At 41.7% G+C, this 16138-nt stretch carries 13 protein-coding genes; 9 read left to right on the top strand and 4 right to left on the bottom strand.

Annotated features, from left to right (window positions below; genetic code table 11):
* Positions 1-22: 22 nt before the first annotated feature.
* From trmB to uraA, 3 genes are all read left to right on the top strand, one after another.
* Complete coding sequence (gene trmB, locus A4245_RS07160; protein ID WP_067727027.1) at positions 23-658, top strand: tRNA (guanosine(46)-N7)-methyltransferase TrmB; 636 nt, start codon at positions 23-25, stop codon at positions 656-658.
* Positions 659-750: 92 nt separating this feature from the next.
* The gene (locus A4245_RS07155; RefSeq protein WP_067727026.1) at positions 751-1209 is read left to right on the top strand and encodes a hypothetical protein; all 459 of its coding nucleotides are present in this window, start codon (positions 751-753) and stop codon (positions 1207-1209) included.
* A gap of 235 nt (positions 1210-1444) precedes the next feature.
* Positions 1445-2704: a uracil permease gene (gene uraA / locus A4245_RS07150; protein WP_067727025.1), complete on the top strand. Its 1260-nt coding sequence runs from the start codon at positions 1445-1447 to the stop codon at positions 2702-2704.
* Between the two features lie 241 nt (positions 2705-2945).
* On the opposite strand, the gene A4245_RS07145 is transcribed toward uraA, so the two are convergent.
* Together A4245_RS07145 and A4245_RS07140 are read right to left on the bottom strand one after the other, a co-directional pair.
* Positions 2946-3152: a YjzC family protein gene (locus A4245_RS07145; protein ID WP_067727024.1), complete on the bottom strand. Its 207-nt coding sequence runs from the start codon at positions 3150-3152 to the stop codon at positions 2946-2948.
* Positions 3153-3297: 145 nt separating this feature from the next.
* Positions 3298-4443 (bottom strand): MGDG synthase family glycosyltransferase, encoded by a 1146-nt coding sequence (locus A4245_RS07140; protein ID WP_199860657.1) that lies wholly within the window; start codon positions 4441-4443, stop codon positions 3298-3300.
* Between the two features lie 271 nt (positions 4444-4714).
* Here A4245_RS07140 and A4245_RS07135 point away from each other — a divergent pair, with 271 nt between their 5' ends.
* Positions 4715-5605, top strand: coding sequence for a metallophosphoesterase (locus A4245_RS07135; protein WP_067727022.1), 891 nt, complete (start codon positions 4715-4717; stop codon positions 5603-5605).
* 405 nt (positions 5606-6010) lie between these two features.
* Here A4245_RS07135 and A4245_RS07130 read toward each other — a convergent pair whose 3' ends face one another.
* Complete coding sequence (locus A4245_RS07130) at positions 6011-7588, bottom strand: peptide chain release factor 3 (RefSeq protein WP_067727021.1); 1578 nt, start codon at positions 7586-7588, stop codon at positions 6011-6013.
* Between the two features lie 216 nt (positions 7589-7804).
* Here A4245_RS07130 and A4245_RS07125 point away from each other — a divergent pair, with 216 nt between their 5' ends.
* The 5 genes from A4245_RS07125 to A4245_RS07105 all read left to right on the top strand — a co-directional run bounded on the left by A4245_RS07125 (position 7805) and on the right by A4245_RS07105 (position 14723).
* Positions 7805-11026, top strand: coding sequence for a DEAD/DEAH box helicase (locus A4245_RS07125; protein WP_067727020.1), 3222 nt, complete (start codon positions 7805-7807; stop codon positions 11024-11026).
* Between the two features lie 131 nt (positions 11027-11157).
* Entirely contained in the window at positions 11158-11712 is a 555-nt protein-coding gene (locus A4245_RS07120; RefSeq protein WP_067727019.1) for an O-acetyl-ADP-ribose deacetylase, read from the top strand.
* Between the two features lie 220 nt (positions 11713-11932).
* The gene (locus tag A4245_RS07115; protein ID WP_067727018.1) at positions 11933-13132 is read left to right on the top strand and encodes an ornithine--oxo-acid transaminase; all 1200 of its coding nucleotides are present in this window, start codon (positions 11933-11935) and stop codon (positions 13130-13132) included.
* Between the two features lie 143 nt (positions 13133-13275).
* Complete coding sequence (locus A4245_RS07110; protein ID WP_067727017.1) at positions 13276-14220, top strand: 2-hydroxyacid dehydrogenase; 945 nt, start codon at positions 13276-13278, stop codon at positions 14218-14220.
* Between the two features lie 248 nt (positions 14221-14468).
* Positions 14469-14723, top strand: a complete 255-nt coding sequence (locus A4245_RS07105; RefSeq protein WP_199860656.1) for a hypothetical protein — start codon at positions 14469-14471, stop codon at positions 14721-14723.
* 209 nt (positions 14724-14932) lie between these two features.
* Here A4245_RS07105 and A4245_RS07100 read toward each other — a convergent pair whose 3' ends face one another.
* The gene (locus tag A4245_RS07100; RefSeq protein ID WP_067727016.1) at positions 14933-16069 is read right to left on the bottom strand and encodes an acyl-CoA dehydrogenase family protein; all 1137 of its coding nucleotides are present in this window, start codon (positions 16067-16069) and stop codon (positions 14933-14935) included.
* Positions 16070-16138: the final 69 nt, after the last annotated feature.

The following is a 16138-nucleotide window of genomic DNA, read 5'->3' as shown; positions in this document are numbered from 1 at the left end:
GCAAGTAAAGCGAGGGAACACAATGCGTCAAAGACATAAACCATGGGCTGATGATTTTTTAAAGGAAAACGATCATATAGTTATTCCGAATGCAGCCGAACATAAAGGAAAATGGCAATCCGTATTTGAAAATGATCGACCAATCCATATTGAAGTTGGTACAGGGAAAGGGCAGTTTCTCGTTGGAATGGCCAAACAACATCCCGATATAAATTTTATCGGAATCGAAATGGCAAAAAGCATTATCGTTTCAGCCGCACAGAAAGTGGTTGATGCAGAAGTTGAAAATTTACTCCTCTTAAACGAAAATGCAGCAGATCTGAGGGAGATTTTTGCCGAAAATGAAGTTGCCACCATCTACCTGAACTTTTCCGATCCATGGCCAAAAAACCGCCATGAGAAAAGAAGGCTGACATACCATACATTCTTGGAGCAATATAAAGAGGTTCTGGATCCGACGGGGAAAGTTATATTTAAAACGGATAATCGAGGGTTATTCGAGTATTCGCTTGTCAGTTTTAACCAATTTGGCATGAAGCTTGAAGAAGTGAATCTGGATTTGCATGCGGTTAATGATCCGTTGAATGTAATGACAGAATATGAAGAGAAATTTGCAGCCAAGGGGCAGGTAATATATAGGAGTCGGGCAAGTTTTTAATAAAGCGGTAAAGACCATCATAGGTTTATAATGGTGGTCTTTTCTGTTATACTAATAGTAAGAAAATTTCGTTAATTAAGGGAGGCTATGGTTTGAATCTGAAAAAGGTTCTTTTTGTTGTTGTGGGTGCAATGCTGTTACTTACTATAAGTTATTTTGTGATAGATGCAGGTGGGGAAAAAATCAGACATAACTATACTTTTATTGGAGAGAGCGAGAATTGGAAGGCAGTTTATCGAATGGATGGGGAAGAGAAGTTTTTTGACCGTGGAGGAAAAGGACAGTATGATGCAAACTCAAAAGATGATTTTACACTGACATTTAAGGGTACAGACCGTGAATTAGCGGAAATAAAGGATTTTTATTACAGCTTTGAATCTCCCAGGAGAAAGAGAAGTACATCCGAGAGTTTTGAGGAGCCATTAACCAGCAAGGTGTTTAAGGCCGGCGGGATGCATGATAGCATTGTCGTAAGAGGTAATGATGTGATTGAAGTTGTGGTGGAATGGGATGGAGATAAGGAAATTTTCGAAATGAAGATAGAGGAATAAGTTTAAAAAAAGCTTGACATTATATATGGATGTTTGTGATAATAACATCAACAACTTCATGAATTCACCTTTAAATCAGTCCTGTGAGACTGGTAAGGTTGAAGCGGATTGATTGTTCATGTTCCATGTTCAATCGTAGAAAACGGGCATTGCCTGTTTCCTTTGCTGCTTACATTCACCTTGCCAGGTCGCCCGGGCAGGGTGTTTTTTATATGGAGGCAGAGGAGAGAACATGATGAAACAACGTGAAATTCAGGTCGATGAACGGTTACCATTATTACAGAGTTTACCTTTAAGTATACAGCACTTATTTGCGATGTTCGGTTCGACCGTTTTAGTACCAATTCTGTTTGGTGTTGATCCAGCCACAATCCTGCTTATGAACGGTCTGGGAACGTTACTTTATATTTTTATTACGAAAGGGAAAATTCCGGCATATCTTGGATCCAGTTTTGCTTTTATATCACCGGTAATGGCGGTTCTGACAACCGGTGGCGGATATGGAGCGGCATTGGGTGGATTCTTTGTTGTAGGTCTCGTGCTTGTTTTGGTAGGAATTATAGTAAAATTCGTCGGAACATCATGGATCGATGTTATTTTTCCTCCAGCTGCAATGGGGGCAATCGTGGCAGTGATCGGGCTTGAACTCGTACCCGTTGCGGCTGATATGGCTGGCCTGGTTGCACAACCGGATGTACCCCGTGACACCACAGCAATCACTGTATCATTGCTTACCCTTGGAGCGACAATCGTTTACTGGGTGACAATGCGTGGTTTCTTAAAAATCATTCCGATTTTGCTTGGAATTGTGACAGGGTATGTTATCGCAACCATGTTTGGTATTGTTGATTATACGGAAGTTAGGGAAGCGGCATGGTTTCAGATGCCGACATTCTATCAGATTGAGTTTAACTTGTCAGATATCCTGATCATTTTACCGGCGGCACTTGTGCTTGTGCCTGAGCATATCGGCCACCTGGTCGTAACAGGCAATATTGTAAAAAAGGACCTTGTAAAAGATCCAGGACTTGATCGTTCGTTGTTTGGGAATGGTATTTCAACAATGATTTCCAGCTTCTTCGGTTCGACACCGAATACAACTTACGGTGAGAATATCGGTGTATTGGCAATCACACGTGTGTATTCCACTTGGATTATCGGTGGAGCGGCAGTTGTAGCCATCGTACTATCCTTCTTCGGTAAATTGGCTGCCTTGATTTCTTCTATTCCCGGACCTGTAATGGGCGGGATTTCCCTACTGCTGTTTGGTATTATAGCGGTCAGTGGTCTGCGGATGCTTGTGGAACAGCAAGTGAACTACAACAATTCCCAAAACCTTATCTTGACATGTGTCGTGCTTGCAATCGGCATCAGTGGAGCATCCATCCAGATCGGTGATGTTGCACTTGCTGGAATGGGGCTCGCTACAATTGTAGCAATCATTGTCAGCCTGTTCTTTAAATTGCTTGATGTATTGAAATTATCGAATGAATAGAATTAATTTTGAAGAGCCCTGCAGCTTGTTGCTGCAGGGCTTTTTGGTTTATGGGGGTAGAAATTCTTGGCGATTCCGACTTCAATCTGAAGGAGGAGGGACAATAAGAAGTTTGGGGCTGTTTGGGTACTTAGAGAATGAAACCAGAAAGGAATTCCAATAGAATTCAGTGAGTGAAAGTGGTCACACCATTTTTTCGACAAAAACCGGGAAGTGACAGGCACCACCCGGGCTTGCCGGTTTATTGTCTTCCTTGGACTCCAGGACTGAATAGTTTGCGTTTGTTTACCCAGATGCGGTTTTGATTGGTATTCTCCGGAAATTTGTCTCCGGCACTGAGCTGAATTTGCTGTGGGTCGTTTACATTGCTTCCAGTTTCACCAACTTCTATATATACCCCGTTATTAGGAGCTTTTTGACCAGCACGAAACTGTGAACCTTCACCCATATGAATCACTCCTTATCCATTCAAGGTTTTCTTAGTATGGCGAATCTAACCCCAATAATGAGTGGAAAAAACAGGATAACCAGCATCATTTGCGATATAAAGCTGTCGACAATATTTGACAAAAACCGGGGAGTGACAGGCACCCCTATAAGATATTGCGGATGAGTTGGGGGATGTTATGGTTTTCGATGCTGTCAATAAATGCTTGTGAGCTTTTCTGGAAATGTAGAGAATCATTTTTTAATTGTTCGATAAGAATAAATTCCAAATCTGTTGCTGTATCCCAATTATCCAGATGGTGGATTAACCCTTTGCTTTTTAAATAATTTAAATTGATTTCTTCCTGTCCTGGTAGCGCATCATACACAAAGATCGGAATTTTTTTCCATAGGCATTCGGTAATGGTGACCCCGCCAGGTTTTGTAATAATCGCGTCAGCAAGATTATATAGGTGATTCATTTCTTCTTTTGTACGGATATATCCAAGAGCTTTTATAGAAGGATGGTTCATCTGTTTAATTGTCTGAAATAACCTTTCGTTTTTACCGCACAGAACATCGTAAGTAACCACCCCAGATGGGTGGAGTTGACGGATCAGCCTTTCAATGGAACCAGTCCCCATATTGCCGCCGCTGATTAATACATTGTATTTGGCTTTAACCTCTTTGGAATCACGTTTCTTAGTGAACACTGGGTGGATTGGAATTCCAGTAACAATAGCTTGCGTCGGGTCCACTCCTTTTCCGAGCAATTTATTTTTCACTTCCATACACGGTATAAAATGGTAATCTACCCCGTCCATTCCCCACAAATCATTAATGAAATAGTCGGTGTATATATTGACTATCCTGCCCGACCATAGGTTTCTCTTTTTCATACGGTTAAGAAGATAGGAAGGAAGGGCGTGCGTACAAATGACGAGATCAGGTTTCGCATCATCAATAATTTGCTGAACCTGTTTCAAAAACAGGGCTTCATACAGGTAGTAATGTTTATTATGCATTTCTTTTTTAACTGCCAGCTGTTTATACGTTTTACTATAGATGCTTGGGAACTTTTGAATCCACTGTAAATAGACAAATGATATGAATTTTTCCAGACTGACGGAGCGATAGGACAACAACTCAACTTTTTCACATAGAAAATCATCTGCTGATTGTTTAAGTTGTTCCTGGATGCAGTCAGCAACATGATGATGTCCAGAAGGTATTTGTAATAATGGCATAAATAAAATACGGTGCATAGCATTCGTCTCCTTCTGTTTTAGTTTGTGATGGAATAGTAATTTCATTCGCTCCAACCTAAAACTTCCAGTAATAGTAAATGCTATCGTGTGCAATATATGGTGTATTACGGACAAGGAGAACTGGAATGAACATACCATTGCGAAATTATTTTATATCTGTTTGGGATTTGATTGTCCTATTTATGATAAATGTACGCGTTATGCCAAAAAGTCGGCTGATGCAGAAATACAAGCACATTTGACTGGAAGCCCATCCATATATTACAAATGATTATTGCCTCCCATATCCTTTATAATAGTCCAGGGAGGGGATAAAATGTTATACGCAATGATCACCGTTATTTTAATTCTATTAACCTACGTTTTCTATAAAGGAAATAAAAATACCCATAAAGTTATAGTCAATGACATTCATATAAAAAAAGAAAAATCACCGTCTCCAAGAATCGAAGCCAACCAGCTGCGTATTCTGCAAATTTCAGATATGCATATTGAAAATATATCGATAACACCTGAACGTCTATTAAAGGAGCTGAAAGGTCAGCATATCGACATGATCGCATTGACTGGAGATTTTCTCGATCGCAAACGAAGCTTACCAAAGCTTGTTCCATATCTACAGGCATTTCGTGAGCTCGATCCTGCCTACGGAACGTTCGCGGTATTTGGGAACCATGATTACGTGTTGCGTTATCCGTATTTCCATCAACTGAAAGATTTGCTGCAAGATTACGGAATTGAAACACTTCAAAATGAAAACAGATCCATGGAAATTGACGGAAAGAAGATTAACATTATTGGCATCGATGATTTTGGGACAAGCCACAGTGATTTGGCCAAATCTTATGAAGGCCTGGAAAATGGCTATAATCTTGTATTTACGCATGATCCAAATGTCGTACTGGAAATGAAAGACCATTCGTTTGATTATTTATTATCCGGTCATTTTCATGGCGGACAGATCCATTGGCCAAAGCCTTATCATCTCATAAAGATGGGGAAACTCGCCAGAATGAGTATGGTAAAGGGATTGCAAAACTATAAGAATCGCACGTTTTATATTAGTGAAGGACTTGGTCAAACAGGATTGAATATTCGTTTAGGAAGTCTTCCGGAAATCACATTTCATAATCTGGAGCTTGCTATAGAGGAAAAAACAGAAGAAAAACCAGCAGAATTAGACCACTCTGCAGTTGTGGCCGGATAATGATATCCGGTTTTTTTAATAGATAAGAAAGGGTAAAATTTTGGTTCTGCCACAGCGTTTTTAGCTGTGGTTTTTTTAGCAAGTAAGAAAGTATAAACTTTCTTACTTGCATAAGTGCAACTAGGGCATACGCCGGAAAGGCTTGGCGCATGCCAAGTTTTCTAATATGTGAAATGCGATTACTCGTTCCACTGCACTGAAAAATGTTTTCTAGACAGAAAATAAGAAGATTTCGAGGTTAGATAAATTGGAAATGTTCTGATGCAGCACTATATATCAATTAAGAAATTTATAAAGCAAAGAGATTACAAAAGAAGCGTTTAAAAAAATCGTGCAACCAGAGTGGGTTACACGATTTAATATGATTTATTTTACCGGAAGGGAGTAGACCGGTACTCGCTTTTGCTAGCGGTATTCGTTCACTTCAAATAGGTCAATCAGTTCTATTTTCGGATTTTTGTCTTTGAACCAGTTCAGGGCAAATTCATTTCGGAACAGGACGAGAGGATTGCCATCCCGGTCTGTGCATAGAAGATTTCCGCCATCAAATAGAGATTCATCAACCTGATCATCTTTTAACCAGCGCGGAATACGTTCACCAATTGGTTCGAACATTACTTCTGCATTGTACTCATTTTGCATGCGGTATTTAAAAACATCATATTGAAGCTCACCAACCGCACCCAAAATAAATGAATCTGTCAGTTTGTCACGGAATAATTGGATGGCACCTTCCTGTACAAGCTGCTCAATCCCTTTACGGAACTGCTTCGATTTCAGAACGTTTTTCGCCGTTACTTTTTTGAACACTTCCGGCGGGAATTGTGGAAGTTCATCATACTCGAACTTCTCCTTGCCTTCCATCAGCGTATCACCAATCTGATATGCATTCGGATCATAAACTCCGATAATGTCACCGGCATATGCTTCATCAATTGTTTCTCTTGTAGATGCAACCATTTGCTGTGACTGGGAAAGCTTGAATACTTTACCGGTGCGGGGCAATTTTACGCTCATGCCACGTTCGAATTTTCCGGAACAGACACGTAAAAAGGCAACACGGTCCCGGTGAGCAGGATTCATATTCGCCTGGATTTTAAAGATAAATCCAGAGAAATCGGGATTGTCCGGCTGAATAAGTCCTTCTGTGGATTTTCTTGGTGTCGGTGTTGGTGCCATATTGATAAATGTGTCAAAAAACAGCTGAACACCGAATGGCGCAAGGGCACTGCCGAAAAATACCGGTGTTTGCTCACCATCCAAAACAGATTGCAGTGAAAATTGATCGCCAGCTTCTTCAACCAGTTCAAGCTCATCTTTTGCAGCTTCATAAGTTGGGTGTGTAACAAGATCCTGATGCTCAGGACGTTCCAGTTCATCATTCGGAATATACGTTTCTGCTTCGCCTGCATTATGTTTGACAAATTGGTTTCCGTAACGGTCGAAAATTCCAAGGAATCCTTTACCCATACCGGCAGGCCAGTTCATTGGATAGGTTTCAATGTCAAGCACCTGTTCAATTTCCTCAAGCAACTCAAGCGGCTCCTTACCTTCACGGTCCAATTTGTTGATGAATGTAAAAATCGGAATCCCCCGCATGCGGCACACTTTGAAAAGCTTCAATGTCTGTGCTTCAATCCCTTTGGTGGAATCAATGATCATAACCACACTGTCCACTGCAGTAAGCGTGCGGTACGTATCTTCACTGAAGTCTTCATGCCCTGGCGTATCAAGGATATTGACATAGTGTCCATCATAAGGGAAATTCATCACACTGGATGTAACGGAAATTCCACGTTGTTTTTCGATTTCCATCCAATCCGATGTCGCAAACTTGCCTGATTTTTTTCCCTTTACCGTTCCTGCCGAGCGGATCAGATTTCCGTACAGTAACAGCTTCTCTGTCATTGTCGTTTTCCCGGCATCCGGATGCGAAATGATCGCAAATGTTTTTCGTTTCTGTACTTCTTCTTGTATCGTCATAAAAAATCCCTTCTATCCTGTAGTTTCTATAACAAGTGTGCTTCAATAAATTTGGGATTTTCATCTTACATTTGATTGACGCTCCTTTAGCAATTCATGCATATCCTTTGCTATAATATAACTGCACCACTAATACTATACTATAGTGGAATATATTTTTCGATAAAAATTAAATGGTTTCTGTAAATAAATTCCCCTAAGAAAGGAGCAACTCCATTGAATATCAAACTCAATCAGAAAATCATCATGGACAGATGTGGGGCGGTCTCCTTCAAAAGAGGGGAGGCTTTTTTTCGCAATGATAAAGTATCCTTTGAAATATATGACACAAATCAAGTCAAGGCAACCGTATCTGCTGCTGAGGATTTTAAGGTTACGATTGAAAAGGATATCGATGGTTCTTTTCGCGCTGCCTGCAGCTGTCCATCACTTGCCTCCTTTTCCAAAGACTGTCAGCACATTGGGGCGGTTTTACTTGCGATACAGGCCAAGCAGCGGCATGGAAAGACACTCGATGCTTCAACTGAGTCAGTACCAGGTGATAAACTGACACAAGGACTGTTTGAGCTGTTTACCGATAAGCATGTAAGCAGGAGCGGGCATCAACAGCATTTTGAACAAAGAAGCATACTGGACATACAGTTTTTATGCAAGACTGTAAAGGTAACTGATGATTATTTACTTGGTATGGAAATAAGCATTGGGTCGTCGGAAGTTCCGCATATCCGGGAATTTTTACATGATGTGGAGCATGGGTTGCAGAGTAAGGTATTTGCTTCGTTCAGCTACAACCCACTATTTCATTGCTTTACGAACGAAGCAGATGCGATAATCCGGCAGCTGATTCAAGTGGTACATGATGAAAAAACGAGTCGATTTTTGACCGAGGACAGGTATGGAGACGACCCTGGCGGAGCGTTATTACTGATACCTCCCTCTGCATGGACGAGACTTGAGCCATTGCTCACCAAAGCGCCAAATGTAAAATTGCAGTATGATGGCAATACATATGAAGGCCTGCAGGTAGTCGATGAGAGCCTTCCATTAGAATTTCATTTTTTCAAGGGAGAAAAGAAAGGCTATTTGCTGCAAGTTGCAGGCATGGATTCACTTGTTTTACTGCATAATTACCGATCCGCTTTATTTAACGGTAAATTATGGGTTTTGAAAGAGGAGGAAAATCAGCGTCTTTTTGAATTAAAGCAGATGTTGTCCAAATCAGGGGCCAATCAAATCCCCATTCCGGCAGAACAAATGAATTTCTTTCTGGAAAAAATCGTGCCTGGGTTAAGAAAGATGGGGAAGGTTCAATATTCCGGTGCGGTCAGGAAGCAATTTGAAACGACACCGCTCACGGCAAAGCTTTATCTTGACAGAATAAAAAATCGCTTGCTCGCCGGACTGGAGTTCCAATATGAAACGATTGTGATTAACCCTTTGGAAGATAGAGGGTTACGAACAGGCAGGATGATTATTCGTGACGAAGAAAAAGAACATGAAATTCTCGGGTTAATGGAAGAAAGTTCATTTGCCAAGACGGATAATGGTTACTTTTTTCAAAATGAAGAACTTGAGTATAACTTTTTATATCATATACTGCCCAAACTTCAACATCTTGTACAGATCTACGCAACAACGGCCGTGAGAAACAGGATTCTTAAACCCCCGTCACGCCCAAAAATCAGGGTGAAGCATCAGCGGGAGCGTACAAACTGGCTGGAATTTAAATTTGAAATGGAAGGCTTTCCGGAAAAGGAAATCCGTAATTTACTCGAGGCGATGGAGGAAAAACGTAAGTATTACCGTTTGAAGAATGGTTCTCTGATGTCATTGGAAACAAGAGAAATGGAGGAAATACAGCGCTTTCTCCTTGCTGTACCGGTACAGGAGGATGATTTGGCACAAGGGTTGAATGTTCCATTGACGAAGGGGCTGCAGCTGATAGATATGTCAGCTGAAAAGGAGACGTTTTCTTTGGAAGAGTCTTTCCGGGAGTTTTTGGAAGGGCTTCTTAATCCTGATCAGTTGGCGTTTCACGTACCTCCAAATTTGGATACTGTGCTAAGGGATTATCAGAAACAGGGGTACCGCTGGATGAAAACTCTGGCAAACTATGGGTTTGGCGGTATTTTAGCGGACGATATGGGGCTTGGAAAAACGTTGCAAAGTATAACGTATATTGTTTCCGAGCTTCAGGAGATCCGGTCGAATAGCCTGCCTGTGCTGATTGTATGTCCTTCATCGGTTACATACAACTGGCTGAATGAACTCATGAAGTTTGCACCTGAGGTTCAGGCCATTGTGATCGATGGTAATCGTACGGCAAGGAAAAAACTGCAGCAGGATCTATCGGAGACAGATGTACTGATCACTTCGTATCCATTGTTGCGCAGTGATATCGACTGGTTTGCGAAACAAAATTTCCATACGGTATTTTTCGATGAGGCACAGGCATTCAAAAATCCTGCAACACAAACGGCAAGAGCCGTTAAAAAAGTACAGGCAGACCATCGTTTTGCCATGACTGGTACACCGGTGGAAAATACGCCGGAAGAATTATGGTCGATTTTCCATATTGTTTTTCCGGAACTATTCGGCGGACTGAAAGAATACAGTAACTTAACGAGGGGAAAAATAGCTCGACGGATTCGTCCGTTCCTGCTGCGTCGTGTGAAGGAAGATGTCATAGGGGAGCTTCTTGAAAAAATAGAGTATACGGAATATGCAGATCTGCTGCCGGAGCAGAAGACATTATATGCTGCGTACCTGGCCAAGCTGCGTCATAAAACGCTTAAGCATCTGGATAAAAACACCATTCGAAAAAACCGGATCAGAATTCTCGCAGGGCTCACCAGACTACGGCAGATCTGCTGTCATCCCGCATTGTTTGTGGATGGTTATGAAGGGAAATCCGCTAAATTTGATCAGCTGCTGCGAATATTGGAAGAAGCCAGACTTTCGGGACGGAGGGTACTTGTGTTTTCGCAGTTTACAAAGATGCTTGGAATCATAGGCAGGGAACTGACGGCTCAGGGAAGGTCATTCTTTTATCTGGACGGGCAAACTCCCTCAGCACAGCGAGTTGAGACGTGCAACCGATTTAATGAGGGAGAAAGGGATATCTTTCTGATTTCATTGAAAGCAGGAGGGACCGGGCTTAATCTGACGGGAGCCGATACGGTAATTTTATATGACTTATGGTGGAATCCTGCTGTCGAGGAGCAGGCAGCAGACCGGGCACACCGAATTGGGCAACAAAATACCGTCCAGGTCATTAAACTTCTTTCCAAGGGGACCATCGAGGAAAAGATGAATGAGCTGCAGGAAAAGAAACGCCATCTGATCGAAGAAATCATCGACCCGGAGGACAAAACAGCCACCACCCTCACAGAAGAAGACATCCGCGATTTGTTGGGTGCCTGTCACTTCCCGAAATAGCTCGAAAAATGTCGAAAACCGAACAGTGGTGAGTGCTGTTCGGTTTATTCTGGTTTAATATCGGTTATATGTATTCAATAGAGACATTTTCTGTTTTAGGCGGTTAAATTTCTTGAAAGGAGGCAAATCAAATGAAAGTCGATATAAATGGCAACTCGCTCGAATTGATGATCGGTGATATAACAAAACAAAAGACAAAGGCTATTGTCAACGCTGCAAATGGAACTCTCCTTGGTGGTGGCGGAGTTGATGGTGCAATCCATCGTGCTGCTGGAGAAGAATTGGTTGAGGAATGTAAAAAAATTCGCCAGGAAGAATTGAAAGGGGAAGAACTGCCAACAGGTGAGGTAGTCATCACTTCTGGCTACAATCTCCCGGCTGAATATGTCATTCATACAGTCGGACCTGTGTGGCAGGAGAATCCTGATACCGAAGAAGAACTGCTTGCCAATTGTTATCGAAATGCGTTAGAACTTGCCAAAGTAAAGAAAATCAACAGCATTTCCTTTCCTTCCATTTCAACAGGAGTATATCGCTACCCGATTGATCAGGCCTCGGAGACAGCTCTGCAGACTATCGTAAACTATCTGGAAAGCAATGAATTCGGAGATGTTGTTCTGACACTGTTTTCCGAAAGGGATTATGAGGTATATAGAGAGGCTTTGAAAATAATATTGGAAGAATAATTTCACTTGAAAAAGAGTGAAATAAATTAACCTTTTCTAATGGTTTCAAATGAAACTGGAGAAGGTTTTTTTGTTCACAACAAAACTTTCGACAAATTCCGCCAAAAACCGGGGAGTGACAGGCACCGAACGGGCACCAAACGTCATTTGAAATGTAGTATACTGGATATATATATCGTTCATATTGATTCATTAATGACATTTCAAGGAGGAATGCTGTATGACAACTACAAGCTCAAACGAAATTATCGAACAAACCGATTATTATGGAGCACATAACTACCATCCGCTTCCAATCGTAATTGCTGAAGCGGAAGGTGTATGGGTGAAAGACCCTGAAGGTAATCAATATATGGATATGTTAAGTGCCTATTCTGCCTTGAATCAGGGACATCGTCATCCGAAAATTATCGGAGCGTTGAAAGATCAGGCAGACAAAGTAACATTGACATCACGTGCCTTCCATAATGAATTGCTTGGACCTTGGACGAAGCGAGTGGCCGAACTTACCGCAAAAGATAAAGTTCTGCCAATGAATACGGGCGTGGAGGCTGTTGAAACAGCGATTAAAGCAGCTCGACGCTGGGCATATGAAGTAAAGGGTGTTGCAGACAATAAAGCGGAAATTATTGCTGCAAAAGGAAATTTCCACGGTCGTTCCATCAATTCGATTTCCCTATCTGATGACCCTGGGGCAACCAAACATTACGGACCATTCGTGCCAGGCATCAAAAAGGTTGCGTTCGGCAATGCAGATGCAATCCGTGAGGCAATTACACCTAACACGGCTGCTGTTATAGTGGAGCCAATTCAAGGGGAAGCAGGTATTATCATCCCACCTGAAGGCTACTTAAAAGCTGTCCGTGAAATCTGTTCGGAAAATAATGTACTGTTTATCGCAGATGAGGTGCAAACAGGTTTTGCACGTACTGGAAAAATGTTTGCCTGTGAATGGGAAAACGTTGTACCTGACATCTATGTAATGGGTAAAGCATTAGGCGGCGGTGTTTTTCCGGTATCTGCCATTGCAGCCAATAAAGATATCATGGATGTATTCACCCCAGGTTCACACGGTTCCACTTTTGGAGGAAATCCTTTAGCATGTGCCGTATCCCTTGCAGCGATTGAAGTGATTGAAGAAGAAAAATTAGTGCAAAAATCACTCGATATGGGTGAATACTTTGCAAAAGCATTACGTTCCATTGATAACCCGGGATTAATAGAAATCCGTGCACGTGGCCTGTTTATTGGCGTTGAGTTCGACAGACCCGTTCGTGCGTACTGTGAGCAATTGAAAAAAGAAGGCGTACTGTGCAAAGAAACGCATGAAAACACAATCCGCTTTGCACCGCCACTGGTTATTACCGAAAAAGAACTTGACTGGGCAATCGAAAAAATTACCAAAGTCCTTTCTAAATAAAGTGCCTGTCACTCCCCGAAATTTGTCGAAAACCGAACAGTGCCTGGCACTGTTCGGTTTATAAATTTTCATGTAAACTATTACCGATACATATAAAAAAATTTCGTTAATTAGTGGTAATTTATTGTTTGGGGGAGAACCATATGAAAATGTTATTTATGCTGCGTGATGCTTTTATTGAGGCAAATCCTAAATTTCTCGATGATGCAAGATCATTGGGGGAAGTCAAAGTTCTTTTAACTGATCAGGGAATTGAAAAAGATGCATTAAAGAAAGAAGTGGCAGATATTAATGTCATTGTCGTAGCGGTTGTAAAAATCGATAAAGAAATTATTGATGCAGCTGTGAATCTGAAATATATTATGAAATTTGGCTCAGGCTACGACAATATCGACCATATCTATGCACGGCAAAAAGGAATTCCAGTTACAAATGTACCAGGTCAGAATTCGGAGGCAGTCGCTGATCATGCATTCGGTTTGATGCTCAGTGCTGCACGTCAAATCACACAAAAAAATCAGGAAATAAAATCAGGTCATTGGGAATTATCGATGGGCCATGAAATTTTTCAGAAGAGAATCGGAATCATCGGTTTCGGAAATATTGGCAAAGCGATCGCAAGGCGTGCCAATGGATTCAATATGGAAATAAATGCCTTTGGAAATCATAAAGATTATGAGTCAGCAAAAAAATTAAATGTAAGATTCGTTGAGCTGGAAGAACTTCTATCAACATCAGATATCATTATTGTCAGTACAAATCTCAACGAAAAAACCCGGAAATTGATTAACAAGGAAACATTGGGATTCATGAAATCCACTGCAATTCTAATCAATATTTCCCGCGGTGGGTTAGTTGATGAAGATGCGCTGACAGAAGCGTTAAAAAATAACCAAATAAGTGGTGCAGGACTTGACGTATTCATTGATGAACCAACGACAAGCGAACTGGCAACATTGCCTAATGTTATAGCCACTCCACATATCGGCGCCGCTACGTATGAAGCAATCGAGCGGATTGGAGACGGGGCTTTTGAAAATCTTAAGAGGTTTGCTGCTGGCAAGGAATTGAAGAATCTTGTGAACTAGATGGAATGCAGTGAATTAGCAATTATTGAAGAATATCCAAAAAAATGTCAGGGACGAAATGCCTGTAGGTTATTATAATGGAAGCCATGTGGGGAAGTGCAAAAATAAACTACGCGCAAAGCTAGGCTACACAAAATGCTGGATTTGAAGGATAATTGAAAAAACGATAAAACAGGGTTGGACTTACTCCATATGCTGAATTTTGAATAGGATACAGAGTAAATATTTTTATAATGGAGGTTAGTATTTTGAACCATCAAGAGATTAATCCTGAAGAACCTATCGCATTGCAAAACGGGTTTGCCGAAGTTAATCAAGCAGGCCCAGAAGAGGAAAGGCTATTCCAGCCGTCTTATGCTCCATCCTTTTATCCTAGACCTCGGCCGAGACCAAGACCGTTTTTTCCGTTCTTCCCACCTTATTTTTACCCGTATCCTTACTATTCGTACCCTTATTATCCAATATATCCTTTTTCTCCTGGTTATGGATACGGCGGATATTAGAAAAAGTCAGTCGATCGGGGAGCTTCATTTCCCTTCCTATTTATTTTGCTTACTTAACAGTATACACGCTTCTAATTGAAGGGAACTATAAAAAAAACCAGGCTAACGCTAGCCTGGTTTTACGCATGCAATTGTGAAAGTGCTGCTCACTTTCCTCGAGATAAATGAAAGAACACTATTCGACAAATTTCGGGGAGTGACAGGCACCATTATTTTCCTGCCAGCTGCATAATCGTCATGTCATCCATCGGGGGATTGTGAAGGCCTGCCCGAACATCACGATAATAGCGCTGAAGCGGGTTTTTGGCGGAAAGGCTTCTTGCCCCAACGATACGCATTGCTAAGTCGACCACTTCGACAGCCTTATTGACTGCAGATAATTTTGCCGCTCCAAGTTCGGGTCCCATTGCATCCTTTGTCTGCTCATCGATTTGGTCCCATTTTTCAGCTACTCCATAGAGAAAATACCTTGACTCTATCATCTTCAATTCGATTTCTCCAAGCTTTTGCTTTACGTTCGGCAAATCAGATATCGTTCCCTGAATACTGTTTGGTGAATAGCTTGTTGCGAACTGTTTGGCATACTCCTGGGCAGCGCTGGCAATTCCAAGATAGCATGCTGGTATATGCAACAGCCAGCCGGCAGGTTTCTTTTTACCGGAAGTTAAACGCTCGACGAGGTCCTCTTTGTCCAGATGAACATTTTCCAGCACAAGATCATGACTGCCAGTGCCACGCATTGCAATCGAATCCCATGTTTCATCCACTTTGACGCCAGCACGCTCACGCTTGATCAGAAAATTTCCAACCTGATCCTCTCCATCAATCGATGCACTGACAATAAAATAATCGAGAATAGGGGAGAGGGTTGTAAAGGTTTTCCTTCCATTGATAATCCAGCCGTCACTAACTTCCCTCGCGTAAGTTTCGGGCTTACCCCCACGGGTCGGGCTTCCAGTAGCAGGCTCAGAGGCAGCAGCGTTCAATAATGCACCTGTATGGACTACATTTTGGGCTACTTCTGCATAGATTTCCTTCTGCCAAGTGTTATTTTCTCCAAGGTGTTTCATGAGTCCCATATGCCAACCGATGGAAAGTGCGGTTGAACCGTCCGCTTTCCCGATAATTTCCTGATAGTGAAGCATTTCGGATAAAGAGATTCCCCCACCACCATATTCTTTTGGGACTGTTAATGACGGATAGCCGATTGTTTTTAAGTCCTCAAAATTTTCGAAAGGGAACGTGCCGTTTTCATCATGCTGCATGGCGCGTTGGGAAAAAGCCTCTACTGTTTGAGATAACAATTCCTTTCTCTCTGGCATTGTATTTAGATCTGATAATTTCATTGCCAACCTCCAGTCCATGGATTCGTGTACAGTACGCTTCATTCATTAACCTGATTAATCCAATAAAGA

Source organism: Oceanobacillus damuensis (assembly GCF_001618145.1).
Lineage (GTDB): Bacteria > Bacillota > Bacilli > Bacillales > Amphibacillaceae > Oceanobacillus > Oceanobacillus damuensis.
Note: the sequence above shows the minus strand (reverse complement) of the source record. Positions and strands in the feature narration are given on the sequence as shown.

Excerpts from the sequence above, each read along its gene's own strand:
- A4245_RS07135 (WP_067727022.1), top strand. The coding sequence starts at position 4,715 with ATGTTATACGCAATGATCACCGTTATTTTAATTCTATTAACCTACGTT.
- A4245_RS07115 (WP_067727018.1), top strand. The coding sequence starts at position 11,933 with ATGACAACTACAAGCTCAAACGAAATTATCGAACAAACCGATTATTAT.
- A4245_RS07145 (WP_067727024.1), bottom strand. The coding sequence starts at position 3,152 with ATGGGTGAAGGTTCACAGTTTCGTGCTGGTCAAAAAGCTCCTAATAAC.
- uraA (WP_067727025.1), top strand. The coding sequence starts at position 1,445 with ATGAAACAACGTGAAATTCAGGTCGATGAACGGTTACCATTATTACAG.
- A4245_RS07140 (WP_199860657.1), bottom strand. The coding sequence starts at position 4,443 with ATGAAATTACTATTCCATCACAAACTAAAACAGAAGGAGACGAATGCT.
- A4245_RS07130 (WP_067727021.1), bottom strand. The coding sequence starts at position 7,588 with ATGACGATACAAGAAGAAGTACAGAAACGAAAAACATTTGCGATCATT.
- A4245_RS07120 (WP_067727019.1), top strand. The coding sequence starts at position 11,158 with ATGAAAGTCGATATAAATGGCAACTCGCTCGAATTGATGATCGGTGAT.
- trmB (WP_067727027.1), top strand. The coding sequence starts at position 23 with ATGCGTCAAAGACATAAACCATGGGCTGATGATTTTTTAAAGGAAAAC.
- A4245_RS07100 (WP_067727016.1), bottom strand. The coding sequence starts at position 16,069 with ATGAAATTATCAGATCTAAATACAATGCCAGAGAGAAAGGAATTGTTA.
- A4245_RS07110 (WP_067727017.1), top strand. The coding sequence starts at position 13,276 with ATGAAAATGTTATTTATGCTGCGTGATGCTTTTATTGAGGCAAATCCT.